Below are 25404 nucleotides of genomic sequence, written 5' to 3'. Positions count from 1 at the left end.
TGGCGCGCTGTGGAACATGTGAAACTGCGCCGATGCGCCCTTTATGCGGCATCCCTGTTGACTTAAAGCTGATTGCCAGCAAGGCCAAATTGATTACGAAACATGCAAAAAAGGGTTTTGGCCACATTCAGAAACTTTGCGCCCCATATCGCACCCCCTTTTCAAGACCCGGCTGTCCAAACGGATCGGTTCCTTAACGGGGTTGCGGCAGTTTGGCCTTCCGGGGTGAAGAGTATTTGTCTCGACACATGATCCTGCATCGGCATCATATATGGCAGACATACGGGCCATGACCTTGCTTACGAGTGAACTTATTCAATTACGGGACCACGAAATGAAACCTGAGAAAATGCCGGTGACCGCAGCAAGCTACCAAGCTTATCTGAACAGCCCGTACAAAAGCAGCAAGCATTCGACTTACTTCGATGTGTATGACAAGCTTTTCTCTCCTTATGTCGGCAAGCCGATTACCTTCGTCGAAATCGGGGTTCTGAGCGGCGGCTCTCTGTTCATGTGGCGCGAATTCTTTGGACCACAGGCACGCATCATCGGCGTTGAACTGAACCCCGGCGCAAAGCGTTGGGAGCAGGAAGGCTTTGAAATTTTCATAGGCAGCCAGAGCGATCCTGCCTTTCTTGAAAAACTTGCAAACGAGATCGGTGAAATCGACATTGTCCTGGACGATGGCGGCCACACCTATGAACAACAGATTATCACAACAGAGTGCCTGCTGCCGCATATCCGCGATGGAGGCATGCTGGTCGTGGAAGACACACATACATCCTATATGGAAGGCTTCGGTCCCAAGCACCGTTCCTTCGTAAAATACGCCATGAGCATGGTAGATCGCGTAAACCAGCGCTTTTCCAAACTCCTCTCGGATGCTGCGGAAAAGCGGGTTTGGGGCATCCGTTTCTATGAATCTTTTGTTATATTCGATGTGAACCGCAAGGCGACCTCTATCGTGTCCGTACCAACCGACAATGGCGGGGAGGACCTGAACGCAAAAGACTTCCGCCACGCGGACAACCAGACCTATGAAAATTTCCTGAAGGCGTCTAAAAGCCTGTCGGCCCTCAAGGTCATCCCAGGTACGCGATCCTTGGCCAAGCTGGCTCGACATGTGATATCGCTGCCATCAAACCTGAAGCATGCGCGGAAACTGAAAGAGTTTTTCTGAATTTCCACCGCCTTTTCGGCTGAACGCATTGCCGGTTTCAGATCGTCAACATCCCTGGGGTCGTCAGGTCGATGCGCTACAAGACTGTTCGAGCATACCGAGCTTGTCCCCGACAGAGTTATACACCGCAATGGTCAGGAGAATGCCCGCTTCATCTTTTTGGTCATGGGTTTTTCGATCAAGGAAAAAACCAGACACCCTGCGGCTACGCTGCTTATCAGGCACAAGATGGACAGAACGTCACCATTTACGGGCCTGAGGACAATCGAAGACACTTTATAAAAGGCGGGAATGGTGAGTATCTGGACAAGGTAGATGCTGTAGGATGCATCCCCGAGATAAACCAAAAACCGATTTGAAATCTGCGTCGCAAACAGCAGCCCAAAAACGATAAAAAACGACGGTACACCCCAGACAATGACACGGTTTGTTGGGTCGACCTCAAGTTCACTCGACAGGGAGACACATAAAAGAAGCATCCCGAAAACAAATATCAAGACCCCTGTCTTTTCCCTGATTTCAAACCCCTTGTTGTAAAAATACGCAACAGCCATCCCAAACAGGAACTCAAGCGATATAAAATCACCGGACGCCAGGGACACCCCGGCCAGAACCAGGCTGACAACTAGGAAAACATGGACCCACGACCTCAGGAAGAGAGACAGTCCAAAAACAAAGTAAAAGAGCATCTCCCATTCCAGGGTCCACCCAACATAAACAATCGGCGGCTCACCAAGCACCAGAAGCGAAGAAAACAGAAGCGATGACAATATGATGGTTCCTGAAAGCTCCATGGACCTGAAGATCCCGGGAACAGCGTAATAAACCGCCACAACAAAAAGTGTGATCAGCCAGTAAATTGGCACGATCCTTATAATTCTCGACTTCAAGAAAGCGCCTGTGTGCCGCTTTTTCTGCATTTGTGTGTGCAGCATGACAAAGCCGGATATCACGAAAAAAATATCGACCCCATTTGCACCCCACCCGGCCAGGAAGGATAAATAATCGGTGCTTTGTCCATATGTTGATGCCGTCTTGATGACATGGAGGAAAACCACATTTATGGCAGCAAAGGCTCGTAAGGCTTGAATATTATTGATCATCTGTTTCGAGTTTATTTCCCGGATAAAATTCTGACCGAACTGGCACGTCACGGATTGAAATGCTGTGACTGCCTCGCCCCTCAGCATTCACTGATTCAAGAGTTATCTTTCCTCCAGCCGACAAATCGATGGCGGCGCATCCTGTCGCCAATGAACGGTCCCATTTCGGCGGTGGACCCCCTGTCCAATGGGCAAGAACCCCGCTGAAAGAATGCCGCGTTCTGACGACAAATTACTGTCACTGCAATCAATATAAATACGCGTGGTCCCCTCTTCTGCCAGCGTACGGCACACATGTTTCAGAATTTCCACATAATACCCCCGGCCCCGCATATCAGGAACGGTAAAGCAGTGAGAGATCAGAGCACAGTGCTCGGTCATCGGAAAGAAATATACGTTCACGTTTTGCCCGGAGCGGGTTTGCGCAATGGTTGCCGGAACCCCGCCGGAAAACCCGATCCAGACGGACATGCCCGCGTTCAGATCGCCTTGAACATCCCAGTGGATCTTGTCCTGATTGCGCTTCAGAAAGTCTTTGCTTTGATCATCAAGATCGGACCAACTGCGAAAGCACTGTACGATCAACGTGTTTGACATGCTGTCGATCTGCCGGGCCTTGCCGCCACTCATGGCAAAGAGCAACCTATGCTGTCCGACGACACGATCCCTGAAAAGCATCCATATTGTCTTCAATCCGCCAACACCCCCCCCCCGGCGAAAGGACCGCAAGACAAGATTGAGTCGGTGGAAAGATGCCATCAAACGCCCCTGCCTGGTTTTGCCATCCGGACGGCAACAGAACCGGCATTTCGTTCGACTTCAAGAAACACAGGCCGCATCCCCTGCGATCTTTCGGAAGGTGCGGTAGCTAAGAAAATACGCTCCAACACCTGTGAACAGGTTGATAAGAATTCGTTTTCCGGCGTTATGGGGGTTAATTTGGCAGATGCGACAAAGAGGCTGGCTCTTCCGAAACCAGACGTTTCCGGGTCAATTTCTGGACCCGGCCTGAAAGTATCAAAGCACTTGTGCTTTGCCTTCACGCAAGATGCTTTCACTCTTTTTCGAATTTCGAATGTCATGCATCGCCCTTTTACTTCTGCACAAACCTTCCTCAATCAGTTTGAGATGTATAGCACTCACTATCTTCATCTTGATGAGCATTCGGTTTTATTTTTTCGAGCCCCAAAAGCGCGCGCTTGGCTACTCACATTGATCACGCTAAAAAAGCCGCTATTCCCGATGCGCACCATGAATTACTTATTGGCGGTGAAAAGGTACTAAAAATCGAAATTTTGCGTGCCCATACAGAACCTTTTGAACCGAAGTCAAATCCATGATCACCTGTGTCCAGACGAACGGGAAAAGATACGCGTTATGACGCCGTTAAACATTAGTACCCCCACATCTCCGTCCCGGGAAATAGCCCTGGACCAAAGCGCTCCGACGCTCAGCATCATCGTGCCCATGTTCAATGAAGAAGAGGTTCTGCCGGCCCTGTTCGAACGTTTGGGGCAATTCCTTGATCAGCTTGGGGAAAGCTACGAGATCATCTGCGTGAACGACGGCAGCACAGACGCAACTGCCAAGCTTCTGGCTGCCGCGCATGAGCGCGATGATCGTATCAAGGTACTGAATTTTTCGCGTAACTTCGGCAAGGAAATCGCATTGACGGCGGGGCTTGATGCAGCTGCGGGTGAAGCCGTTGTTCCGATAGACGCGGATTTGCAGGATCCGCCCGAACTGATCGAGACATTTCTGGAGAAATGGCGCGAAGGATTCGATGTCGTCTATGCCGTCCGGCGCCACCGCGACAGCGATACCGCGATGAAACGCTGGACAGCGCGGAAGTTCTATAAGGTCATCAACCGGCTCTCAGGCGTACCGATACCCGCCAATACCGGCGATTTCCGCCTTATGGACCGGCGCGTGGTTCAGGCTGTTGTCCAACTGCGCGAGCACAACCGCTTTATGAAGGGCCTTTTTGCCTGGGTCGGGTTTCGGCACACCGAGGTGGCGTATGACCGCCCCGAGCGTGCGGCGGGGCAGACCAAATTCAACTACTGGCGCCTTTGGAACTTTGCGCTGGACGGTATTACCGGGTTCAGCACCGTACCTCTCAGGATTGCGGGCTATGTCGGCATGCTGACTGCGTTGGCCGCGATCATCTATGGTGTTTTCCTGATCTCACGCACCCTTGTCTACGGGGTGGATGTACCCGGCTATGCCTCATTGATGGTTGCAGTGCTGTTGATCGGTGGCCTGCAACTTGTCGTGCTGGGCGTCATCGGGGAATATCTGGGGCGGCTTTATGCAGAGGCTCAGAAACGCCCGCTTTACATTGTCGAAAGCAGCCTGGGGCTGAATGATCAGGCCCTTTGACCCGCCTGCGGACAAGCCACCCAGCCCGCAGACCAGCATTTGTCTGCCAGACACGGCCATCCTTCGTAACAGCGCCACCAGAAGGACCACTCGGGTAATTAATGCCCGGTGTCGGGCTCGAAAAGCTCGGCGCTGGCCCGCAAACGTTCAAGTTTCAGAGTGAGTTCATAATTCTGAAGAGCTTCACGCCGTACATCGTTGATAGCGGATTGTCCCACATCGGGCCACGTGAGTAACCAGACCCGAGCATCGGGATTACGTCGCAAAGCCGCGCCATAATCCGCGACGATGAATTGTGCATCATTAATGTAATAGAATAGCGGCGTATCAACCCAATTGCGGTCCCGCAAGAAAACGAGATCACCGTCTTTCATTTCCGGCCGTACGGCCTCTGCAATACCCTGATAGTCATTGGGAGAGCCCGGTTTACCAGCGGTGTAAGGTATACTGGCGGCAAACACCACCATGCACAGGCAGATCAAAGCCACCCTGACACGGTGGCGCTGGGACAGCCACACTGCACCCGCCGCGCACAGGATCAGCAGAAACGGCACGAAAAGAAGAAAAGCTCTGGGGGCAAGGATAGAAGCTTTGTAGGACGCTGCAAATAAGATCAGCGGAGAGACAACTGCGATCAGCCATAAAAGCAGTGTCCGCTCCTGAGGATAGTGCAGCGTGTTCGAGGGCAGTCTAGGTACAACGTCTCCCCATATATTGCCCAGAACGGGGATGAGCAGCGCCAGAAAGGGTAAAACAGACATCGCCATCAGCGCTTCGTTTCTGCGATGGGCAATCGAACCCAGCCAAAACATGAAACAGGCCAGGCAGACCGCCGCCGACACCAAAACCCATACCGGGATCTTCTGCTGCGCGCGCATCACTGGCGCTTCGCGTTTTGGAGCTTTCAGGCTGGCCGCTAGGAGCAACAGGGCGAAGCCCAGAACCAGCCAGGTCCAGATCGGCTCGATTTGAAGCAGCGGGACTGCAAAATCGTCTTTCGCAAACAGGAACCCAAAAGAGAAATACTCGACCAGAAAGTCAAAAGAAGGATCAGGGGCCGCTCCTTTACGCGCACGATAAACCGCATGTGTCAGGGCAGGGGCAGACAGGATAAAGGCAAACGCTTGCACCTGCAGCAACCGTGGGGCTTGCCGCAGACCGATACGTTGATGAAACCGTAGACCATCCACTTTTAGTCGGGGCAAAACCAGAGCAGCCCAGAACGCGTGGATCATGATCAGGGGCCAGAATAGCTCAACCGTCAGAACCCCTGCGATAACCGAGGCGACATAAGCAATCTCAAAACCCGGGCGCGGCTCGCGTGTTCTGACGAGACAAAGAAGGAGCCAAGTCGCCAGCAACGACAGGAAGGCCCCAGCGACGTACATGCGCGCCATCTGGCTCCAGAACACATGAAAACCATGAAGAGACAGCAACAACGCGGCCAGACACCCCACGGTCGATCCGAATATGCTGCGGGCGATCAGGAAAACCAGTGGAATCGAGCCGACGGCAAACAAAACGCTGGGGAATCGCAGGGCAAAATGGGATGTCCCAAAGGCTTTGGTCCAGCCCAGCATGGACACATACCAGCCCATGGGATGCGGTTCATCGTGGAAATGCCACCAGATGGTTTCAGCCAGGTTATGACGCGGCGGCGGTTCGGATATACCGGAAACCAGGTCGATGCCAGGGACATAGATTTCCGGATGGGACATACTGCGCAGATCAATTCCCCAGAGCCGCAGTATCAGCGTCAGCGAAACTGCGACCATCAAGGCAAACAGGACGGCGCCTGTGCGATACTCGCGTCTGTTGGGAAAAACAGAACCTTTTTCGGATGTCGTCATGGGATTCTTGTCTCTTACTGCGCGTTATGACCGCGGGAGGAACACAATCGTCCCGGTAGAAACCGTCCGGGTCTCGTCACGGAATAAACCAGCTTTTAGTTCACCACGATGCGACCAAAACAGTCAATTCGGGCTAAGTCTGTTTCACAGCTCTCTCGACCGAGATGTATTTGCACCGGATTGAAACATTATTACACATAGCTGGAAATTGTTTCGTTAAACCGCGATCATCAGCAGAATAAGTTCCTGATGATCCAAAAATTGATATGAGTGATAAGAAATGTAATCTCTGTCGTATTCTCGGCACAGGTAGAGCCAGTTTTGCAAAATTCCGCAGGGCGCATAGGACACAAACGTTAATGGTATTGAGTACATAGTTGGATGAGCAGGCTTTCTTTTGGCGCTTTGGCGGGAGTGACGAGTGCTACTTTAGGGCTGCTTTTGCCAGTCGGTCTGTTCACCCGGGTGGTGCGCGGCGCCGATGCGGCGGCCGATCCGGCCTTTACCCAGGGGATTTGGCTGTTCAAGGCCGGTCTCATCATCATAGGGGCATATCTTCTTTTACTGCGGCTTCTGCCGATTGGCCGTCCGCTATCTCCACAGCACCCCGAGGTTTCTCCCGCTAGCCCGGTCCAGACACTGATCTTTGGCCTACTACTGATTTGCGCCGCGGCTTTACGGTTTTACCGACTTGATACCGGCATCTGGTATGATGAAATTCTGACATCCGTAAATTACATGCCCCTCACAATCGGGCAGATCGTCAGCACCTATCACGATGCCAACAACCATGTCCTGTTTTCGGTGCTGGCGCGACTGTCTTTGTCGGTCTTCGATGACAGTGTCTGGGCCTTGAGATTGCCTGCGGTCGGTTTTGGCATTGCCGGCATTGCCGCTATTTACTTTTTTGCCCGACGCGTCGGCCCGACTCGTGAGGCTCTGTTTGCGGCGGCACTATTGGCGTTTTCCTATCACCACATCTGGTTCAGCCAGAATGCACGTGGTTACACCGCATTACTGTTCTTTGCCCTGCTTTCCAGCACCTGGTTTCTGGACGCCATGCGCCAGGGGAGCCCCCGCAAATGGGGGCTGTATTGCCTTGCCGTCGTCCTGGGGGCGTATGCGCACCCTACTATGGGGCTGATGGTGCTTGCGCATTTTGCAATCTGGAGCACAGCCTGGGTCCAGCAAAACAAGCAATACAAGCGCTATCGCTGGAACGGGTTGTTTTGTGGCTTCATCCCGGTGGGTCTGTTTACGTTTCAGGTCTATGCTCTGGTCTTGCCCAGTATGGTCGGCGGGGCGCTATTGAATTCCGGACTGAAGGGCGAAGACAACGAGTGGACCAACCCTTTTTGGGCATTGGCAGAACTGTTCAGCAGTCTGCAAATCGGGTTGGCCAGTGCGGGTGTTGTGATAGCCGCCGGCCTTGTCTTTGCGATTGGTGTCATCAGCTTTGCCCGAACGCGACCGGTTGTTGTGGCGTTGTTTCTGATCCCGGTTGGAGTCGGTTTCATAGCAATGACCAGTATCGGGTATACCCTGTTCCCAAGGTTTTTCTTTTTCACCTTCGGATTTGCGATACTTATCGTGATCCGCGGTGCCTTTGTTGCCGGCCAGTTGACTGCGCACCTGGCACGGTTGCCCGCCGCAGCCACGAAATGGCTGCCCAGACTGATATGCGCAGGCATTGTGGCGGTATCTCTTTTATCCCTCCGGCACGTGTATCTGCCAAAACAGGATTTCAATGGTGCCATCAATCTGATTGAAAGCGACCTGCAACCCGGGGACACGGTTCTTGCTGTCGGGATCGCAGGATTTCCGTTCAATGCATACTATGACAAGGGGTGGGATGTCATCGAAACGACCGATGATCTGGATCGCCTGGCCTCACAGTCAGGCAGAACCTGGTTGGTCTATACGATGCCGGTGCATGCCCGGACCACATATCCGGGAATACTGGAGAGGATCAAAAAGGAATACGCTACCGTTGCGCGGTTCCGGGGTTCTCTGGGCGGGGGAGACGTGGTGGTCAACCTCGCAGATCCGACCAAGGCCCAAGCCACAGGAAAGAGTACAAGTACTGTAAAGGATAACGATTGATATGTGCGGAATATGCGGAATCCTGCAGGTCGACCCGGCGGCTGATCGCCCCGAAAAAGAGCTGATCACGGCAATGGCAGCAACATTGGCCCATCGCGGACCAAATGATGATGGCGTCTGGCTGGACGAGGACGTTGCGCTGGGTTTTCGGCGTCTTTCGGTGATTGACCTGTCTTATGCAGGTCATCAGCCAATGACAAACGAGGACGGCACTGTAGTGATTGTCTTCAATGGCGAAATCTACAACTTTCAGGAACTGAAAGAGAAATACCGCCTTGAAGAGCGCGGCCATGTCTTCAAGTCCCGCACGGATACCGAGGTCCTGATTCACCTTTACGAGGAAATTGGCCTCGACATGATCCCGGAACTCAACGGGATGTTTGCATTTGCGATCTGGGATGCCCGCAGCAGGTCATTGCATCTGGCGCGCGACCGCTATGGGATCAAACCCTTCTTCTACCAGAAAGATAATGACTATTTCCGGTTTGGCTCCGAGATCAAGGCGATCATCGCCGATAGCCGGGTTATGCGGAAACCATCGATGCAGGCCCTGCATGATTTTCTGACCTTCAACTACATCCCGGGAACCCAGACCGCCTTTGACGGTATTTCCGAAATGCCGCCGGGGCATCACATGACTGTCACCTGCGACGGCACAGTGACGACGCAGCGGTATTGGGATCTGAACTTCCACGTTGATCCCGGCATAACCGAAGAAGAGGCGATTCAAAGGTCTTATGACCTGATGGATAAGGCTTTGCAGCGGCGCCTAGTTGCGGATGTGCCGATTGGCGTGTTCCTGTCGGGGGGGCTGGATTCCAGTACGCTGGTCGCACTCATGCACAAACATGTGGATGAACCGATCCACACCTATTCTGTCGGCTTCGAAGATCAAAGTTTCAATGAGCTGCCCTATGCCCGAATTGTGGCCGAGAAGTTCAGCACCAAGCATCGTGAGGTGACCGTCACCGCCGATATGGTGCGTGATATGTTACCGAAATACCTGACCTTCACCGACGAACCATATGGGGACGGATCTGCAATACCAACATATTTCATCAGTGAACTGGCCAAGGACGAAGTGGTTGTCGTTCTGTCGGGCGAAGGCGGCGACGAGGCGTTCGCCGGCTATGATACACACGCAGCCTACAACATGTATAAACAAGCCCGGAAGATACCCAGTTTCATTCGGAACGGCGTGATGAAGCCTTTGGTGAACTGCCTGCCTGTGTCGGACAAGAAACTCAGCTTTGAATTCAAGGCCAAGCGTTTTTTAGGCGGGCTGGATCTACCACCGGAAGAAGCACATCTGTGGTGGCGGATTGTCCTGGGCGAAGCTGAAAAACTGGACCTTTACGCTGATGGGGTTGCAGACACCGGGTCCTTGCAGCCTTCGGTGCGTCATTTTCAGGCGGCCTACGCACATTGCGGTGCGGAAGAGACACTGTCACGTCTGATGTATATCGATTCAACCATCTTCCTGCCCGACGACCTGATGATCAAGAATGACCGGATGACCATGGCGCATTCTCTTGAGGCCCGGGTGCCCTTTACCGACCCAGAGCTGACCGGGTTCATGGCCACGGTCCCCCCACATCTGAAAATGAAGAACCGGCGTAAGAAACATCTCATGCGGCGGGCAATGGAAAACGATCTGCCCGACAGCATTCTCAACAAAAAGAAGGTCGGGCTTGAAATGCCCTATTCCCGCTGGCTCAAGATCGAGCTGAAAGATCTGATGATGCGCTATCTCGGGCCCGAGAATATTCGGCGCACAGGCCTGTTTCGGGTTCAGGCGGTGCAGACACTGATCAACGACCATGTGAGCGGGAAACGAGACAATGGCCGCCCGCTCTGGGGTCTTTTGAACTACATGATGTGGTACGAGCTTTACATCGATGCCTAATCCGGTTTGCGAAACACCCAGAGTGTCGAAATCACATAGCTGGTAACAAAAGATGCCCCGATCGCAATCAGAAGGATGACCCAAAACGGCAAGGTTGTCACATATCCCAGAGCCGCCACTACAGCGAGGCGGGCCAGCAAAGATGACAGAACCGCCATCAGGTATTTGCCATATCCCTGGAGCGAGATTGTGCCTTTGTCGGTATGCTCATAGCTGAAGATATTATGCCCGCAGTAATTGACAAATGAGCCCAGCACAAAGCCGCATATCGAAGCAAAAACATAAGGGGCTGCAATAGTCAGAACGAGCAAAAGCGCCAACAGGTAATCCGCAATCGTACCCAGAACGCTGATACTGAGAAACCTGAGGAGCAGGCGCTTATCTTTGAGCTCTGAGATCATGGTTTTGAAGCTTTGGAATTGCCGTCGGTCCGAGATAAAGTGTCAAAATGCTTCCTGTTAAAATGGTCCTCAAGAGCAAAGTTACTCCGATGGTAATTTGAGAAATACGTACCGCTCAAGTCTCTCTCGCTTAGAACTTGGAGCGTATGACAGGATAAGGTGGTTGTGTTACAAAATAAAATCTTAACTAAATACTCGGCTTTAAACAGTGTCTTGTCGGAACCTTTGCGCTTAAACAAGAAACACTCAGCCGATCAAACCCGGAATGTTAATAAACCCAAGCGCCCACGTTTTGAAAACATTCGATATCAGCCAAGCTACCTTTGACGCTCCTTACACAATATAATGGGATAATGGGATAATGGGGTATATAATCCGACACTAACCCGTATTGTCCTGTTTGCAAATCGGGCGCTCCGTACACATCATCGCAGGGAAACAGGCAACTAGGGCACGCAGGAAGTTTGGAGCCTTTGTACCTGAGAGCTAAAGTGCTAACCTTCTTGACGATTGCATGACTGCTGCCCCGCTGTACCGTACTTATGTGAGTTGAAGATTGAGGTGATAACCACAATGCGTATGTTAATTCTTTTATCCGGGTTACTTATCATCCCAACGACCGCACTGGCGTATATCGGACCCGGGGCTGGGCTGGGCGCAATCGGCACGCTTGTCGCACTGGTCGGAGCCGTGCTGCTCGCGATTATCGGGTTCGTGTGGTACCCGGTCAAACGCATGATGCGGCGGCGGAAACCTGTGGACGGGGTATCCGGAGACGACCCGAAATCAAATACGTGATCGTAGCCGTCGGATTGACCGCAGTAGTCGCGTTTGTGCTGGCTCTAGTCGCGTTGCGCCTCATACCGACAGCAATATCAGCGATCAATATTGCTTCTGCTGCTGTTGCGGCTATGCGCGACCCTAGCCTGAACGAAGAGGCACGCGAAACTGCCGTACAACGTGCATCGCTGCGCCTATTCGGTTATTTCGGACAAATACTCTGGCGCTTTCTGACAATCCTTGCCATCAGCGCGGCCCCAATCCTGACAGCGAACGCTCTAGGGCTTGCCGAGACCGAGGCCGTCACTGCCTGGCTTCTGCGCTGGGATGTGATCATCATCCTGTCTGTCTCTCTGATCGCACTTTGGTATTTGAAGGGGCGGGTGTGGACTTTGAAGTAAGATACAACCGGTCTGAGCGGATATTTCACCGGCTGGCTTTTGCGGGCCCGTCCGTCCAAATGGTCGCAGCTGATATAGAAAATAGCACATTGGCCCGGCAATTTACGGGCGCCAATGATCGTAACCCAGTGTTTATTACATCGTTGGCCCGTGCCGGAACAACACTGGTATTGGAGCTTTTGTCCCAACATCCAGATTTGGCCTCTCATACATATCGCGACATGCCGTTTGTTCTGGCGCCGATTTTTTGGGACCGGTTCTTTGGGCGCTTCCGTCGGGAGGGCGAAGCCCGCGAACGCGCTCATGGCGATGGGGTACAAATTGGGTTCGACAGCCCCGAAAGCTTTGAAGAGGTATTCTGGAAGGCGCATTGGCCCGATCATTATCGACACGCGCAGCGGATTCCGCTTTGGAAACCACGTCATCTCCATACAGAAGCGACGGCATTTTTTCGCAAACACATGCAAAAGATCGTGTCCCTCAGGCGGCCCGAGAACAGCGCTGTGGCGCGCTATGTCTCAAAGAATAACGCTAACATCGCACGTATCGACCTTTTGAAGGAAATGTTGCCCGATGCTCATATTCTGGTTGTCTTGCGTCATCCGCTGGAACACGCGGCCTCGCTTTTGCGTCAACATAGAAATTTTGCGATGCAACAGGCCGCAGATTCGTTCGTCACACGGTATATGGCAGATATCGGCCATTTCGAGTTTGGAGAACTGCACCGCCCATTCGGATTTCCCGGGCTGTCAGAACGCGCAACACCAGACGCGCATGATTATTGGTTGGCCTATTGGATCGCTGCTTTCCAACATGTCGAAGAACGGTACGAACACGTACAGATATTGCCCTATGAGGCGCTTTGTTCTGATCCCGGACCGGTCCTGCAACAATTGTGTCTGACGCTGGATCTGGATCCGGGTGAATTATCCGGAGCGACCGATCTGATCCGCCCACTGACACGCAAAACCGATCCCGGGCAGTTTTCACCGGCGCTGGTCGCAGAGGCGGAGGCGATCTATGCCACACTTTCCACGCGCTCCGGCTACCCGCACGCGCATGCTGATCAGGAACAGACCCAGACGGACCGATCAACATAATCCAAGGGATAGCGCCGCGCCTCTTCTACGAGCGCAGCCGAGCTGGTTCCGGCCACAAACACCATAGACCAGACAAGCTCTCCGTCTGGGGTGATTTCGAAAACACGGCCAGACATGCTTTCGGTCACAAGGATATTCCCATTAGGCAAAGTCTGGTGCGTGCCCATTATGAAGCTGAAAAACAAATGATCCTCTGTTGACGGATAAATCGTCTCGGTCAGACTGGTGGCAGGATCAAAGCGAAGAATACGTGCCCCGGCGAAATCGCGCCCGGGCACCATAGCACCACCGCCATTATCAAAAACCGTGATGGTCCCGTCCGGCGCTATGTCCGGATCATGCTGCTGTACCCATGGCCCGTGCTGCATCCAGACGATCTTGCCACTGGCTTTGTTAAGCACAGCCAGCGCGTTGAGATTGCGCATGGACAGCAGTAAGTCACCGGCTTCCGCACCAGGAATGCGCGCACTCAATTCAGGAGTGACAACTTCGATATCATTGAGATGTACGGGATCTAGATCTTCCGGATTGAGCCCGTGGATGATTTCAAACTCTTGGTGCTCGGCCAACCAGTCGATTGTCGGCTCAAGGATCGGGATATCTTCGACAACACGCCCCTCCGGGTCAATCCGTAGGGCTGAATCGGCATAATAATTGTCGGAATTCAGGATAGCCTCGACTGAGGCGCCCGGAAGCATGTATTCCGGAGCCACCGTTGAAGGATCACGCTTATTTGGAATCCAGTAGCTCCCGTCCGGGTTTTCCGTGATCGAGTGGTGGGTCATCTGATCAACGGTCCAGACGACATCACCACAAGGGCCAAGACGTACCGTGCCACGTTCTGCGAAATTGATTAAGACAGACCCGTCTTCCTGCAGAGCAATTCCTTGCGTGTGATATCCCCCTGATCCTTGGGGGATTGCGCTGGCAGGCACGATATGGGTCGGATCAGGCCAGATGGCGTGAAAATCCAGCGGCCACTCACGCAGAAGCGTACCATCTGCATCGTAGACCCGTGCCTGTATGCCTTCGTCGAACATGCCCTGAATAACCGTAAGCCCGGACCAACTGCGTTCAGTGTCATGCTTTACCAAACCAACGCCTTCATACCGGCGCGGCATCCACCGGGGATCACGGTACCACGGACCCCTGATCAGTTCCTCTGCTGTATCCTTTGCCTCGCGGATTAAGGCCGTCGGCGGCAGGTTCAGCACCGCAGCCGAAACGCCCGCAAGAAAAGCGAGTAGCGCGCCGCTTGCCAGAAAAATAACAAGCCCAAATGCATTCCTGCTCCCCATTGCGACATACTCCCATTAATTAACTGTATCGAATATTTCCTTCAGAGGGCGTGCATCCTTCACGTCATATTCGATCATCCACGCCGTTTCGGACGCTGCCAACTTATGCTCAATCCGCAAAGTCGAGAACGGGAGGTTAGCCGTCTCGACAAACCGATAACAAAGGCCGTTCATCTCGGTATCTTTAGCTTGCCAGTAAAACTGATTCGACCTGATCCATCGCCCGGCTTCATCCAGCTGTGTTGCAACAATCTGACCAGTACCGGGATCAATATCGGCGCAGGTCTGACCGATCAAAACCGCCATCCCATCAGAATAACAAATCGCACCGCGCGCATTACCGCCCAGTGGGAAGCAGGTGAATTGAACTGACAAGGGGTTCAGATTTTCGAAACAGACAAACAGTGTATCGTCGACCATAAAAACCGATCCATCTGCCGGAAACCCCGTGCATGCCTGCGGCGGGGTCAACACCGACCCAGCGTAGTCTGCCGCACCATAGCGAACCTGAAAAATGGAGTTCATATCCACACCGCGATGAAACGTGCTTTGGGTTTGAAAATCGCCGAATTTCAGAGACGGAGACCAAGGCTCACCGACTGATCGGATCGGTGTAAATCTGACATCGAATGCATCCAGTGTCCGGGCTCGTTCTACAATAGCGTCCGCCAATTCAATGTCCCGCTCCGCCATTTGGTTAAACAGGGGCCAGATATGTGATGAGGCAACTGCCTGACCGACGCCATAAACCAAGCACAAACTCATCACTCCGGCCCGTACCAGGCGTGATACAGACACCCCATCGGCCGCCTGCACGATAACCGTGCCCGAAGCCAAAACAATGCCCGCAAAGATAAACCCAACAAACCCTATGCTACGCCCGATCAGATAGGGTTCCGGATAAAGAAACCAGATCAGAACCGGCAAGATGAAAAACGCGCCCAATCCCCCGACGAGCACGCGCAATCCGCCCATCCACCCTCCTCCGACAAGCCTGCGCGCAGCAAAGACAGCTACCGCCGCCGCTATAAAAACCAAGATGCAGGCTATGGCTGAAGTCAACAGGAACAGGCGGCGATAAAAGGACGGCACCCCCAGAAGCCCACCGCTATGTATGAGCTTCTCAATCCGGTAGAAAGCCGACAGCTTATCGGCAAATACCGCAGCATCTATGCCACCCGAGAAACGAAAATTTGCATCGAGGTTCAGGGCGTAAATCGTAATGTCACGCTGCAGTTGATACAGGACCAGAGCTGCACCTGAGACGATTAGGACCCTCAACAGACAGAACAGGCATTGCCTGTGGTTAAACCGATCAACCCGGATCAGAACCAGAGCCGGAATAATAAACCCCAGCAAAACATAACTTTGATAAAAGCCAATGGATATGGCCATCAATTCTGCGGCGACGGCCATTCGCAGGATCAGCCCAGAACGCGACCGCATGCCCGTGGGCTCAATCAGTACCATGGCCCCGACAGACGCAAGAAGACCAAGACAAAACCACGGTGCCAGCGTCTGATAGTGCAAAAGCTCGGTCAGATAAACATGCGAAGACCCGGCCAGAAAAACTGTTAGGATGGAAGCTACGACCATGGCTGGCCCCGTCGTCGCAATAGCCTCACGTGCAATCAGAGCAGCAACCCCAAATAAAGCCGCAAAAATGATGGAGACTAGGATTGCAATCGACGCACCCTGTTCAAAAAGAACCTCGTGAGCCCAATGCGTCGCCCAGCGACCGTGAACTTCAGCAAACCCTCGTTCAAGGCCAGCCGCAAACCGCCATTCATCCGGATTGTATCCAGATCGTGCGATACCGATCCCGGCAGTAGGCAGAAACAAAACGGCAGCAATGACAGCTGATACAAACAGAAGCCGTGCTGGTATCCTTGCATCGGTCATGGCAAAGTCCAATTATGAACCACACAAACCAATACCACCCGACAAGACCTTTCTTCGAAATCCGCCTCTGTTATTAGTAAATCTCCCACCTTTTGTCATCCGACGCTCTGAGGACGAGCAAGAAGGGAAAGAACTGTTTCCGAAATTCGCGTTATTACTTCGAAATTTCTGTTTTATAAAACAATTGGGGTCTAAAAGTCTAATCCGCGCGCAGACCGGAAAGAGTTATTGTAACGATGAACAAAGTACAAAAATCGGATACGGAAGAACAGATGGAACAGGCCATCGTCAGCTTGTCAATCGTAGTTCCTTGTTTCAACGAAGAAGCGGTCCTACCGGAACTCGTTCGCCGGGTCAGCGCCGTGGCCGAAACATGCGTTGGATCATCCTGGGAACTCATCTTGGTCGACGATGGATCCAGCGACCGCACACGGGACATGATCATAGAGCTTGCGGAAACCAAGCCCAATATCCGTGCAATTATCCTGTCTCGAAACCACGGGCATCAGAAAGCGCTTTCAGCTGGGCTGGCATATGTACGCGGTGCAAATATTCTTGTGTTGGATGCAGACCTGCAAGACCCCCCCGAGCTTTTGCCCGAGATGCTTGAGTTGATGCAGAACGGAGCTGATGTCGTTTATGGGCAACGTCAGCAGCGGGCGGGTGAAACAGTAGCCAAGCGCACAACCGCAGCCGCGTTTTATCGCCTGTTAGATCAACTGACCGATGTCGAAATTCCGCTTGATACCGGAGATTTCCGCCTGATGTCCCGCACTGTAGTCGATTACCTGAACACTATGCCAGAAGAAGACCGTTTTATTCGCGGAATGGTCAGCTGGCTGGGGTTTCGGCAAGTACCCTTGCCATATGACCGGGCAGAACGCTTTGCTGGGGAAACTAAGTACCCGTTTAAAAAGATGCTACGCTTGGCCGTTGATGCTATCACCGGGTTTTCCATTGTTCCACTGCGCTTAGCAACACTGCTGGCACTTTTGACCACCGTACTAGGGCTGGCATTAATTGTCTGGGTCCTATTCCAATGGTTTACCGGGGATGTCGTTTCGGGCTGGTCCTCGGTGATGGTGGTGGTGCTGTTGGTAAGCTCGGTTCAGCTTCTGACAATTGGTATTCTTGGTGAGTATATTGGGAGACTCTATCTGCAAAGCAAACGACGCCCCCACTTTGTGGTGGAGCGCATCGTTTCAAGTCCGGACGAGCACTCATGAGGCCCTTTGATCTTAAAAGTATTCTGTCCTTCGGGGTTGTTGGTATCCTCGCTACAGTCACTCATGCTCTTCTTGCGGTTACATTGATTGAAATCTCCGACCTGCATCCATTCTCAGCCAACGCATTTGGATTTGGAACAGGGTTCATAGTGTCTTACTTTGGTCATCACCGATTCAGCTTTCAATCCGAGGCTGGTCACAGGCGGGCTATGCCACGATTCCTAGCGGTTGCGGGTTTTGGGCTGCTTCTCAACCAGGTGATTGTCTATCTGATAGTCAATTTATGGGGGTTGAACTATTTTATAGCTCTCAACGTGATTATCTTAACGGTTCCGGCAACTACATATCTGGCATCTCGCCGATGGGCATTCGCCAAGCTATCCTCATGAGAAGTTTGCGGGGGACATCGTCAAGCTAATAATCTTACACCACACTCTATAAAGCGCGATCACTTGAACAGCCGCGCTTCAAAGTCCCACTTGGAGGATTACCGCATATAGCGCACCCCACATTTATCGCAGCCACTAATCACTTTAAAACGGGTGTAGGGGTAAAAACTTGAAACTTATACAACCGGCCCAGCCAACGGTCATCTCAGAGACCCTCGTTAAGAGAGCGTAACCAAGGGTTTAGGTTTATAACAAAATTTCACCCTTATGCGCAAAAGTAGGACGTTTCGCTCATTACTTTAAATGGGTTCGTAGGTCTCAATTGTGCCTGATAAGTACCCCTTATCAGATGTGATTGATTTCCCGCCGATTTGCGCGCAGAGTGGCCGCCATGAAGCCCCCTGCCCCATATCTCCCCGCCGCCGCCCCTGCCCTGTCGCAGGCAGATCAGGACGCGCTGAGTGATCTTTATATCCGCGGCACCCCCGCCAATACGCTGCGGGCTTATGAACGCGATCTGATCTATGTGACGGCGTGGAAAATGGCGCGCTTCGGGGTGGCGCTGGACTGGCCCGAAAGTGAGGCCACGGCGCTGGCCTTCATCCTTGATCATGCGCGCGATCTGGGTGATGCGCCCGATGAAGATATTGCGCGTCAAACCGCGGAGGTGCTGATTGCGCGGGGGCTGCGCAAATCGCTGGCCTGCCCGGCGCCGTCGACGCTGGACCGGCGCATTGCCTCCTGGCTGGCCTTTCACCGGATGAAGAACCTGACCAGCCCGTTTGATGCGCCGCAGGTGAAACAGGCCCGGGCCAAGGCGCGCCGGGCGGCCGCCCGCCCCCCTGCCCCAAAGTCGCAGCATCCGATCACCCGCGGAGTGCTGGAACAGTTGCTGGCCACCTGCCGCGGCTCGCGGCGCGATTGCCGCGACCGGGCGATCCTGATGCTGGGCTGGGCCAGCGGCGGGCGCCGCCGGTCCGAGATCACCGGGTTGATGCGCGAAGATGTCTCGCTGAAGGAGTTCGACACATCCGGCGTCGCCTGGCTGTCGCTGCTGGAAACCAAGACCACGGCCAAGGGAGAGACGCCGCGCCTGATCCTGAAAGGCCGCGCCGCGCAGGCGCTGGTGCATTGGATCGAGGTCGGTGAGATTGCCGACGGACCGCTCTTTCGCCCGATCTCCAAGGCGGACCGGGTGCTGAACCGCCGCCTGACCCCGGATGCGATCTATCAGATTGTCAAACATCGTCTCAGGCTGGCCGGATTGCCCGAGGATTTCGCCTCGCCGCATGGATTGCGGTCTGGCTTTCTGACCCAAGCCGCGTTGGACGGTGCGCCGATCCAGGCCGCCATGCGGCTGTCGCTGCACCGCTCTGTGGCGCAGGCGCAGAAATACTATGACGACGTCGATATCGCCGAAAACCCGGCGACGGATCTGTTGGGGTGATGAGAGGATCTGTTTCGCGCGCGAAACATCATGTGCCGCGCGCGTGCAGCCAGGCTTTCAGCTCCGCAAGAAATGTCTCGGACATTCCCTCGCCGGACAGGGTGACCTGTGCACCGTTTCGACTCTGTTTCAACTGAATGCCGCCGAATGTCTCTTTCAGGGGGGGCTTGGCAGCAGGTGGGTTTTCCCCATTCGACCCCAGGCCGTTCACTGCACGGGTCAGAGCTGAAATCTCGGCTTCCACGCTCTGAGGCGCGGCCTTCCGCAGAGCGGTGGTGATCAAGGAAGCTGCTTTTGCCTCCTCTTTCAGAACTTTCGCAATCGACAACCCCAACCGTTCAGGAATAGCTGACGCAAAGCGCAGATGGTCATCCAGCGCGTGATAGATCGCGATGAAAGACCCGATCTTGGATCGCTTCGCCCGGCTGGCCGAGGCGAATAACCCGCGCAGGGCCGCAGTCTCATCCGGGTAAACGCCCTGCTCTGCCGCGCGCGCCACGATCCGGGCGCGCTCATAATAGCTCAGCCCGACGCGGATTTCATTTTCCTCGACCATGGCCACATAGGCATCAGATGCGCTCTGCGGCTGCCTCAGGAACGCACGCACGGTCTCAAAGCGGGCCTCGCCCGTTTGCTGCGCCAAAGCTCGCAGCGCTGTCAGACGCCGCCAGCCCGAGATCAACCCGTACCGCCCGCCCTCCAGTTCCACGACCTCGATCGGGGTTTGCTGGCCACGGGCCTTCAGGCTTTCCTTCAGCGCCTCCATATCCGCGTCATCGGCCGCCATACGGTCACGGACCAGATAGGCTTCCTCGATGGCGTCCAATGGCAGATCCTGCACCAAGCGCCCTTCGGCCCGCGCGGCACGCAATTCTCCGGACAGCTCTTCCAGCGCCGCCTGAGCCGCCGTGGCCCCGGCCACCTGCGCAACCGGCGGCGTGGTCCGGGGGGCGTCTGTGGGGAACATGGGATTCAGCCCGGGGGCAGGGCGGTTGTCTTCCAGATAATCCGGTCGGGCAGGGGTCAGTCGTTTACGTTTTGCCATTGGTTTCTCCTTTTCCTGCGCGGATCAGACTCTGTTTCGGGACGTGGCAGGCGTGTTTCGCGCGCGAAACATCGCGCTCAGAGCGACAATTCCGGTGTTCCCGCCTCTTCGGCCTGCCGGGCCCGTTCTTCGCCCCGCCAGACGCCGATCAGCAGCTTCTTGAACGAGGCATAGGTGGCATCAAAGGTTTCCCGCCCGCGCACATAGGTCTCGCGGTTGAAATCGCGGTAATCGGCCTCGTAGATACCGTTGACCTGTTCCCCCGCCTGACCGATCAGCGCCGTGTAGCCCTGCCAGTGCGGCGACAGGGTCCGGCCCAGATAGGCCTGCATCAGCCCGGCCAGTTCCGCCTGCTGGCTGCCGTCATAGCGGGTGATGATCGTGCGCACCGCATCCCACTGAAACGCCATCTCGGGCCGCCCCAGGGCGCGGGCGGCCATGTTCTCGCCATCCTCGATGGACTGGAAGGTGGAATGCAGCATGTCAAAGAAGCGACCCGTGGAGTCGAACTCCAGGAACGAGGCCCCCATGGGCACCAGAAGGATATCCGAGGCGGCCAGCCCGTTGATCGTCAGATAGCCAAGGGCGGGAGGGGTATCGATGAAAATGATATCGTAATCGTCCAGCACCCCATCTTCGTCCAGCGTATCCGTCAGCGCATCCCACAGCTTCCAGCTGCGGCCCTGCATTCGCCAGACGGGGATCTGGAATTCCGCCCAATAGAGGTTCAGCTGCGCTCCGATCAGATCGATATTCGGCCAGTGGGTGGTTTGGATCAGATCGCTGCTGCGGGTCTTCAGCGCCTCGGACAGGGTATCGTCGATCGGATGCGGGGCCTCACCCCGGTCAAGACGTCCCTGATTGTCCCGGCGCAGATGGGTGGCGTAGTGGCGGGCAAGCAAGGGGAACACCGTCTGCCATTCATCGCTGACCTTGCCGCCAAAGATCGACGTCATCGAACCCTGGCTGTCCAGGTCGATGACCAGCACCTTGTAACCGTCCAGAGCTGCCGACATGGCCAGATGCGCGCAGGTCGAGGTTTTGCCAACACCGCCCTTGAAATTGGCCACGGACACGATCTTGGCGGGCAGACCCTCGGGGCGGTAGGGGCGGTATTCTTTCGCTTTGGATCCTTCCGAGGCGAAATGCGCCCGCAGCCGCAGAACCTCATCCAGCGTAAACCACTTGGCACCGCCTTCGGTTTCGGACTGTCCCTGCGGCAGATCCGGGTTGCCCTTCAGGACCCGGCGAAAATGAGCAGGCGCGACAGGGATCAGATATTTGGTGATTTCCCAGGTTGAAAACAGGCGCAGCTTTTTCTGACCGTTTTCTTCCAGCCCCCGGTTCGCCAGGTCGCTACGCCCCCGCGCACAGGCATCCGCGATTTGCGAGAACTCATGTGTTCCGGTTGGGTCGCCCAGTTCAGCATAGGCCAGATCCGGGTCGATATTGAAATACGGGGGAAGCCCCTCGGACGTTGCTGCTCGCATTGAAATACTGCCCATGTGCTATGTTTTAGCCAATATACCACAAAAGAAAGCATGTGAAAGCATTATGAGTACAAAACCGGATTTTCTAAGCAAAATTAAGGGGTAGAAAGCCTTCGAGACGCTGCTTTTGGGCCTATAGCAAAAAAATGTTCAGTTAGAATCCTGTTATCTTATTAGTTACGGCTGAATCTGAATTCTATTAAGTGTAAGAAAAAAAAGCGGTTTTTGTATTTCTTGTAGATCATACTGAATCTGATCCCACGATAGGGTGACTCTGATCCCACGTTGCAGTGACTCTGAACCCACGTTCCGGCGGCTTTACGCATCCTGTGGATAACTCTACGGTGAGCGTCAATAAAACCACGAACAAAGATTCGGGCAGGACATATGGGCAGGGCAGTATGAGCGGGTCAGGGGCGTTGTTGCCTGACCGGCACCCAACGGGCGATTTTTTTGTATGCGATATCTTCGATGCGCTGCCCAAGACAGATATGGGTTCGATGGAGCATCCTATGTTTTCGCTCTCGACCCGGCCGGACCGGCGCATCCTCAATTACGAACATAATGGGGTCGAGATCACGGTGACGCCTTCGGTGCGCGGTCTGGCGACGATCCACGACAAGGACATCCTGATCTTTTGCATCAGCCAGCTGATGGCGGCGATCAATGCGGGCCGGACTGTCAGCCGGGTGTTGCATCTGAAGGCGCATGATCTGCTGGTGGCCACCAACCGCGAAACCAGCGGTGACGGTTACAAGCGTCTGCGCGAAGCGTTCGAGCGGCTGGCCGGCACAAGGATCACCACGAACATTGTGACCGGTGAAACGGAAACCACCACGGGGTTCGGCCTGATCGAAAGCTGGGAAATCGTGCGTCACACAAGGGCGGGGCGGATGGCCAGCGTCAGCGTGAAACTGTCGGACTGGCTGTTCCGCGCGGTGCTGGCGAAATCGGTGCTAACCCTCAGCCGCGATTACTTCCGCCTGCGCAAACCGCTGGAGCGGCGGATTTATGAGCTGGCACGCAAACATTGCGGGCGTCAGCCCGAGTGGCGGATCTCGGTCGAGGTGCTGTTGAAAAAGTCCGGCTCGGCCTCACCCCGGCGGGTGTTCCGCAAGATGATCCGTGACATGATCGCAGCCGATCACCTGCCCGATTATGAGATGACCGAAGAGCCGGGCGACCTGATCCGGTTCTCGCGCCGGGGTCAGGTGGTCGAGGGGCCGGACAAGCCGATCCTGCCGCCGCAGGCGCTGGAGGAGGCCAGGGCGATGGCGCCTGGCCACGATGTCTATGCGCTGGAAGCGGATTGGCTGGCTTATTGGGCCGCGTCAGGCCGCCCACAGATCAGAAATCCGCAGCGGGCGTTTCTGGGCTATGTGGCCAAAAGGGTCGCCGGACGGGACTAGGCGCTTAGCTGGAATAGGCGGGGTTTTGTTTCTGCACGCGTGTCTTCACGATTTTGACAGCGCCGATAACAATGAGGGCTGCAATGATGAACAGCCAGCCAAAGAGGATGTAGCTGCCCAGAGCCATCAGGATGGACGCACCGGAAATCAAAGCAAACCCGCCGGCGCACAGGCCAACTAGAATGGCTATCCCGATAATTCCAATCATCTTCTCCAAGTCCTCCGGCTATGGTCTTGGTCTGGTCAAACCCAGGTGGGCGCCGTCATGCCATTGAGCAGATGCCCAAAATGATTCCGCGATGAAATCATGGCAAAACTTTGAACCACCAGAGGTTAAAATTTGGTTATTTTTACCGGAAGGAGCTTTGCTCCACTACTCGCGCAACACTGCTTATAATTTATTGAGACATGAATATGTCTGAACAGATAGTTCCTTAAAACTTTTGTGACAGCAATATAGAACGCCGACGATCCCAGAAAATGTGCAAAGGTCCGCCTATGACACAGTTCTGTCAATCCGCGATCATTTGGATGGAATGGCAGACTCGCGTGCGCTTCGGCCATGGAATGATCAGAGATTTTTGGGGGTCACATCTTGACCAAGCGCCCGTCTGCCACCCTGATCCCCTGCTTTTCAAAGACGTTGCGCGTGTCAAAGACCAGCGCGGCCTCGCGCGCGACCAGACCATAATCCGGGGCGCTGTGATCGGTGATTACGGCCACCGCCGCATAGCGTTTCAGGTTGTCCGCCGTCAGTGGCTGGGATGTCCGGCCCGCAAGCTGCGGGTATTCGCCGCCTTCGGGCAGGCGGGGGAAATACGGGTCGTGATACTCGACCTCGGCCCCAAGCTTTTCCAGCTCGTCCAGCAGCACCAGCGCCGGGCTGCGGCGGGTATCCTCGACATCGCGCTTATAGGCGATGCCCATCAGCAGAATGCGCTGTCCGGTCAGGGGGTGCCCGGTTTCCGCCAATGCAGACCCGTTGCGCGCGGCCAGTTCCGCCGCCATCCGTGCCGCCAGCATCGACGGAACGGCGTCATTGCTGGAGCGGGCCAGATTGATCAGCGGCGTATCAGATCCTGCATCCGCGGCGCGCCAGGCCAGATAGGCCGGAGACACCGGGATGCAGGCCCCACCAATTCCAGGACCGGGATAGAAGGGCATAAAGCCGAACGGCTTGGTCGCCGCAGCCTCGATCACTTCCCAGACATCCACGTCCATTGCTTCAAGCGCGGTCTTCAATTCATTGACCAGCGCGATATTGACGGTGCGAAAGCTGTTTTCGACCAGCTTCACCGCTTCGGCCGTGGCGGCCGAACTGACCGGTACGGCGCTGGTGACGATGGCGCGATAGAAATCCTCGACCAGTTGCCGCGACAGCGGATCGTCGGCGCCGACCACCTTGGGGATACTGTGCGTGTCGAACTTGTCATTGCCGGGGTCTTCGCGCTCGGGCGAGAAGGCCAAAAAGAAATCGGAACCTGCCCGCAAACCGCCCGCTTCGAGGATCGGCTGAACCAGCGTGGTCGTGGCGCCGGGCCAGACGCTGCTTTCCAGCACCACCATCTGACCGGGGCGCAGATGCTGTGCGATGGTCTGCGCGGCGGCGGCGACAAAACGCATGTCGGGATCTTGTGCGTCGGTCAGCGGGGTCGGCACACAGATCAGGATGATATCGGCCTCGGCCAGTGCTGCGGCGTCCTGCGTTGCGCGAAAGCGCCCACTCTCCACCGCGTGTGCGATCCGATCCGGTGCCAGATACGAGATGACCTGACCCCCCTGATTGATCCGCGCCACCCGGTCGGGGTTGAGATCAACGCCGGTGGTATCAAACCCTTCATCATAAGCCGTCAGCGCCAGCGGCAGGCCAACATAGCCCAGCCCGACCACGGCAACCCGCGCATCGCGCGCCGCGATAAGCTGCTTGAGGGATTGATGGTGCGAGGTTTCGTAGTTCATAATCTATCCTGATCGTACAAAGTCACACTGAAT

The 25404-nt window shown here is 54.8% G+C and carries 22 protein-coding genes; 12 read left to right on the top strand and 10 right to left on the bottom strand.

The annotated features are described in order from the left end of the window. Nucleotides 1-289 precede the first annotated feature (289 nt). The gene (locus GS605_RS19275) at nucleotides 290-1180 is read left to right on the top strand and encodes a class I SAM-dependent methyltransferase (protein WP_253283357.1); all 891 of its coding nucleotides are present in this window, start codon (nucleotides 290-292) and stop codon (nucleotides 1178-1180) included. Between the two features lie 134 nt (nucleotides 1181-1314). On the opposite strand, the gene GS605_RS19270 is transcribed toward GS605_RS19275, so the two are convergent. Next, on the bottom strand, nucleotides 1315-2283 hold the full coding sequence (locus GS605_RS19270) for an acyltransferase (protein ID WP_171725007.1): 969 nt from the start codon (nucleotides 2281-2283) through the stop codon (nucleotides 1315-1317). Nucleotides 2284-2385: 102 nt separating this feature from the next. Next, the gene (locus tag GS605_RS19265; protein WP_171725006.1) at nucleotides 2386-2913 is read right to left on the bottom strand and encodes a GNAT family N-acetyltransferase; all 528 of its coding nucleotides are present in this window, start codon (nucleotides 2911-2913) and stop codon (nucleotides 2386-2388) included. Between the two features lie 15 nt (nucleotides 2914-2928). On the opposite strand from GS605_RS19265, the gene GS605_RS19260 reads away from it, so the two are divergent. Continuing rightward, nucleotides 2929-3567, top strand: a complete 639-nt coding sequence (locus GS605_RS19260; protein WP_171725005.1) for a hypothetical protein — start codon at nucleotides 2929-2931, stop codon at nucleotides 3565-3567. Between the two features lie 93 nt (nucleotides 3568-3660). Then, entirely contained in the window at nucleotides 3661-4665 is a 1005-nt protein-coding gene (locus GS605_RS19255; protein WP_171725004.1) for a glycosyltransferase family 2 protein, read from the top strand. A gap of 98 nt (nucleotides 4666-4763) precedes the next feature. Here the strand turns inward: GS605_RS19255 and GS605_RS19250 are convergent, their stop codons facing one another. Beyond that, entirely contained in the window at nucleotides 4764-6515 is a 1752-nt protein-coding gene (locus GS605_RS19250; RefSeq protein ID WP_171725003.1) for a glycosyltransferase family 39 protein, read from the bottom strand. Nucleotides 6516-6896: 381 nt separating this feature from the next. On the opposite strand from GS605_RS19250, the gene GS605_RS19245 reads away from it, so the two are divergent. Together GS605_RS19245 and asnB are read left to right on the top strand one after the other, a co-directional pair. Next, a complete protein-coding gene (locus tag GS605_RS19245) occupies nucleotides 6897-8618 on the top strand; it encodes a glycosyltransferase family 39 protein (RefSeq protein WP_171725002.1) in 1722 nt (573 codons plus the stop codon). Between the two features lies 1 nt (nucleotide 8619). Next, nucleotides 8620-10524 carry an asparagine synthase (glutamine-hydrolyzing) gene (gene asnB / locus GS605_RS19240; protein WP_171725001.1) on the top strand — a complete coding sequence of 635 codons (1905 nt, stop codon included), beginning with the start codon at nucleotides 8620-8622 and terminating at the stop codon, nucleotides 10522-10524. Here the strand turns inward: asnB and GS605_RS19235 are convergent. After that, on the bottom strand, nucleotides 10521-10925 hold the full coding sequence (locus GS605_RS19235; RefSeq protein ID WP_171725000.1) for a GtrA family protein: 405 nt from the start codon (nucleotides 10923-10925) through the stop codon (nucleotides 10521-10523). The two genes, asnB and GS605_RS19235, sit on opposite strands and share 4 nt — an antisense overlap. A gap of 573 nt (nucleotides 10926-11498) precedes the next feature. Here GS605_RS19235 and GS605_RS19230 point away from each other — a divergent pair. The 3 genes from GS605_RS19230 to GS605_RS19220 all read left to right on the top strand — a co-directional run bounded on the left by GS605_RS19230 (nucleotide 11499) and on the right by GS605_RS19220 (nucleotide 13206). Then, nucleotides 11499-11723 (top strand): hypothetical protein, encoded by a 225-nt coding sequence (locus tag GS605_RS19230; protein ID WP_171724999.1) that lies wholly within the window; start codon nucleotides 11499-11501, stop codon nucleotides 11721-11723. Nucleotides 11724-11836: 113 nt separating this feature from the next. Further along, entirely contained in the window at nucleotides 11837-12106 is a 270-nt protein-coding gene (locus GS605_RS19225) for a hypothetical protein (protein ID WP_171724998.1), read from the top strand. Between the two features lie 128 nt (nucleotides 12107-12234). Beyond that, nucleotides 12235-13206 carry a sulfotransferase gene (locus GS605_RS19220; RefSeq protein ID WP_171724997.1) on the top strand — a complete coding sequence of 324 codons (972 nt, stop codon included), beginning with the start codon at nucleotides 12235-12237 and terminating at the stop codon, nucleotides 13204-13206. Here GS605_RS19220 and GS605_RS19215 read toward each other — a convergent pair. Together GS605_RS19215 and GS605_RS19205 are read right to left on the bottom strand one after the other, a co-directional pair. Next, a complete protein-coding gene (locus GS605_RS19215) occupies nucleotides 13173-14504 on the bottom strand; it encodes an arylsulfotransferase family protein (RefSeq protein WP_253283356.1) in 1332 nt (443 codons plus the stop codon). The genes GS605_RS19220 and GS605_RS19215 overlap by 34 nt on opposite strands. 15 nt (nucleotides 14505-14519) lie before the next feature. Then, nucleotides 14520-16406, bottom strand: a complete 1887-nt coding sequence (locus GS605_RS19205) for a hypothetical protein (protein WP_171724994.1) — start codon at nucleotides 16404-16406, stop codon at nucleotides 14520-14522. Between the two features lie 236 nt (nucleotides 16407-16642). Between GS605_RS19205 and GS605_RS19200 the strand changes: the two genes are divergently transcribed. The 3 genes from GS605_RS19200 to GS605_RS19190 all read left to right on the top strand — a co-directional run bounded on the left by GS605_RS19200 (nucleotide 16643) and on the right by GS605_RS19190 (nucleotide 19468). Further along, nucleotides 16643-17632: a glycosyltransferase family 2 protein gene (locus GS605_RS19200; RefSeq protein ID WP_171724993.1), complete on the top strand. Its 990-nt coding sequence runs from the start codon at nucleotides 16643-16645 to the stop codon at nucleotides 17630-17632. Further along, complete coding sequence (locus GS605_RS21295) at nucleotides 17629-18021, top strand: GtrA family protein (protein ID WP_171724992.1); 393 nt, start codon at nucleotides 17629-17631, stop codon at nucleotides 18019-18021. Before GS605_RS19200 ends, GS605_RS21295 begins: the two co-directional genes overlap by 4 nt. Before the next feature lie 391 nt (nucleotides 18022-18412). Further along, nucleotides 18413-19468: a tyrosine-type recombinase/integrase gene (locus GS605_RS19190; protein ID WP_171724991.1), complete on the top strand. Its 1056-nt coding sequence runs from the start codon at nucleotides 18413-18415 to the stop codon at nucleotides 19466-19468. 28 nt (nucleotides 19469-19496) lie between these two features. On the opposite strand, the gene GS605_RS19185 is transcribed toward GS605_RS19190, so the two are convergent. Continuing rightward, the gene (locus tag GS605_RS19185; RefSeq protein ID WP_171637959.1) at nucleotides 19497-20513 is read right to left on the bottom strand and encodes a ParB N-terminal domain-containing protein; all 1017 of its coding nucleotides are present in this window, start codon (nucleotides 20511-20513) and stop codon (nucleotides 19497-19499) included. Between the two features lie 77 nt (nucleotides 20514-20590). Continuing rightward, nucleotides 20591-22003, bottom strand: coding sequence for an AAA family ATPase (locus GS605_RS19180; RefSeq protein WP_245223642.1), 1413 nt, complete (start codon nucleotides 22001-22003; stop codon nucleotides 20591-20593). 401 nt (nucleotides 22004-22404) lie between these two features. On the opposite strand from GS605_RS19180, the gene GS605_RS19175 reads away from it, so the two are divergent. Further along, nucleotides 22405-23412, top strand: a complete 1008-nt coding sequence (locus tag GS605_RS19175) for a replication initiator protein A (RefSeq protein ID WP_171637961.1) — start codon at nucleotides 22405-22407, stop codon at nucleotides 23410-23412. 4 nt (nucleotides 23413-23416) lie between these two features. Here the strand turns inward: GS605_RS19175 and GS605_RS19170 are convergent, their stop codons facing one another. Together GS605_RS19170 and GS605_RS19165 are read right to left on the bottom strand one after the other, a co-directional pair. Continuing rightward, nucleotides 23417-23620, bottom strand: coding sequence for a hypothetical protein (locus tag GS605_RS19170; RefSeq protein WP_171120538.1), 204 nt, complete (start codon nucleotides 23618-23620; stop codon nucleotides 23417-23419). Between the two features lie 380 nt (nucleotides 23621-24000). After that, on the bottom strand, nucleotides 24001-25371 hold the full coding sequence (locus GS605_RS19165; RefSeq protein WP_171724990.1) for a nucleotide sugar dehydrogenase: 1371 nt from the start codon (nucleotides 25369-25371) through the stop codon (nucleotides 24001-24003). Nucleotides 25372-25404: the final 33 nt, after the last annotated feature.

The organism is Ruegeria sp. HKCCD7559 (assembly GCF_013110575.1).
GTDB lineage: Bacteria > Pseudomonadota > Alphaproteobacteria > Rhodobacterales > Rhodobacteraceae > Ruegeria.
The sequence above is the reverse complement of the archived record's forward strand: the minus strand, read 5'-3'. Positions and strand labels throughout refer to the sequence as shown.

Coding starts and splice junctions, on each gene's coding strand:
- GS605_RS19230 (WP_171724999.1), top strand. CDS start 11,499: ATGCGTATGTTAATTCTTTTATCCGGGTTACTTATCATCCCAACGACC.
- GS605_RS19225 (WP_171724998.1), top strand. CDS start 11,837: ATGCGCGACCCTAGCCTGAACGAAGAGGCACGCGAAACTGCCGTACAA.
- GS605_RS19260 (WP_171725005.1), top strand. CDS start 2,929: ATGCTGTCCGACGACACGATCCCTGAAAAGCATCCATATTGTCTTCAA.
- GS605_RS19270 (WP_171725007.1), bottom strand. CDS start 2,283: ATGATCAATAATATTCAAGCCTTACGAGCCTTTGCTGCCATAAATGTG.
- GS605_RS19170 (WP_171120538.1), bottom strand. CDS start 23,620: ATGATTGGAATTATCGGGATAGCCATTCTAGTTGGCCTGTGCGCCGGC.
- GS605_RS19245 (WP_171725002.1), top strand. CDS start 6,897: ATGAGCAGGCTTTCTTTTGGCGCTTTGGCGGGAGTGACGAGTGCTACT.
- GS605_RS19205 (WP_171724994.1), bottom strand. CDS start 16,406: ATGACCGATGCAAGGATACCAGCACGGCTTCTGTTTGTATCAGCTGTC.
- GS605_RS19180 (WP_245223642.1), bottom strand. CDS start 22,003: ATGCGAGCAGCAACGTCCGAGGGGCTTCCCCCGTATTTCAATATCGAC.
- GS605_RS19215 (WP_253283356.1), bottom strand. CDS start 14,504: ATGGGGAGCAGGAATGCATTTGGGCTTGTTATTTTTCTGGCAAGCGGC.
- GS605_RS19275 (WP_253283357.1), top strand. CDS start 290: ATGACCTTGCTTACGAGTGAACTTATTCAATTACGGGACCACGAAATG.
- GS605_RS21295 (WP_171724992.1), top strand. CDS start 17,629: ATGAGGCCCTTTGATCTTAAAAGTATTCTGTCCTTCGGGGTTGTTGGT.
- GS605_RS19265 (WP_171725006.1), bottom strand. CDS start 2,913: ATGAGTGGCGGCAAGGCCCGGCAGATCGACAGCATGTCAAACACGTTG.
- GS605_RS19250 (WP_171725003.1), bottom strand. CDS start 6,515: ATGACGACATCCGAAAAAGGTTCTGTTTTTCCCAACAGACGCGAGTAT.
- GS605_RS19190 (WP_171724991.1), top strand. CDS start 18,413: ATGAAGCCCCCTGCCCCATATCTCCCCGCCGCCGCCCCTGCCCTGTCG.
- GS605_RS19255 (WP_171725004.1), top strand. CDS start 3,661: ATGACGCCGTTAAACATTAGTACCCCCACATCTCCGTCCCGGGAAATA.
- GS605_RS19185 (WP_171637959.1), bottom strand. CDS start 20,513: ATGGCAAAACGTAAACGACTGACCCCTGCCCGACCGGATTATCTGGAA.
- GS605_RS19200 (WP_171724993.1), top strand. CDS start 16,643: ATGAACAAAGTACAAAAATCGGATACGGAAGAACAGATGGAACAGGCC.
- GS605_RS19175 (WP_171637961.1), top strand. CDS start 22,405: ATGAGCGGGTCAGGGGCGTTGTTGCCTGACCGGCACCCAACGGGCGAT.
- asnB (WP_171725001.1), top strand. CDS start 8,620: ATGTGCGGAATATGCGGAATCCTGCAGGTCGACCCGGCGGCTGATCGC.
- GS605_RS19235 (WP_171725000.1), bottom strand. CDS start 10,925: ATGATCTCAGAGCTCAAAGATAAGCGCCTGCTCCTCAGGTTTCTCAGT.
- GS605_RS19165 (WP_171724990.1), bottom strand. CDS start 25,371: ATGAACTACGAAACCTCGCACCATCAATCCCTCAAGCAGCTTATCGCG.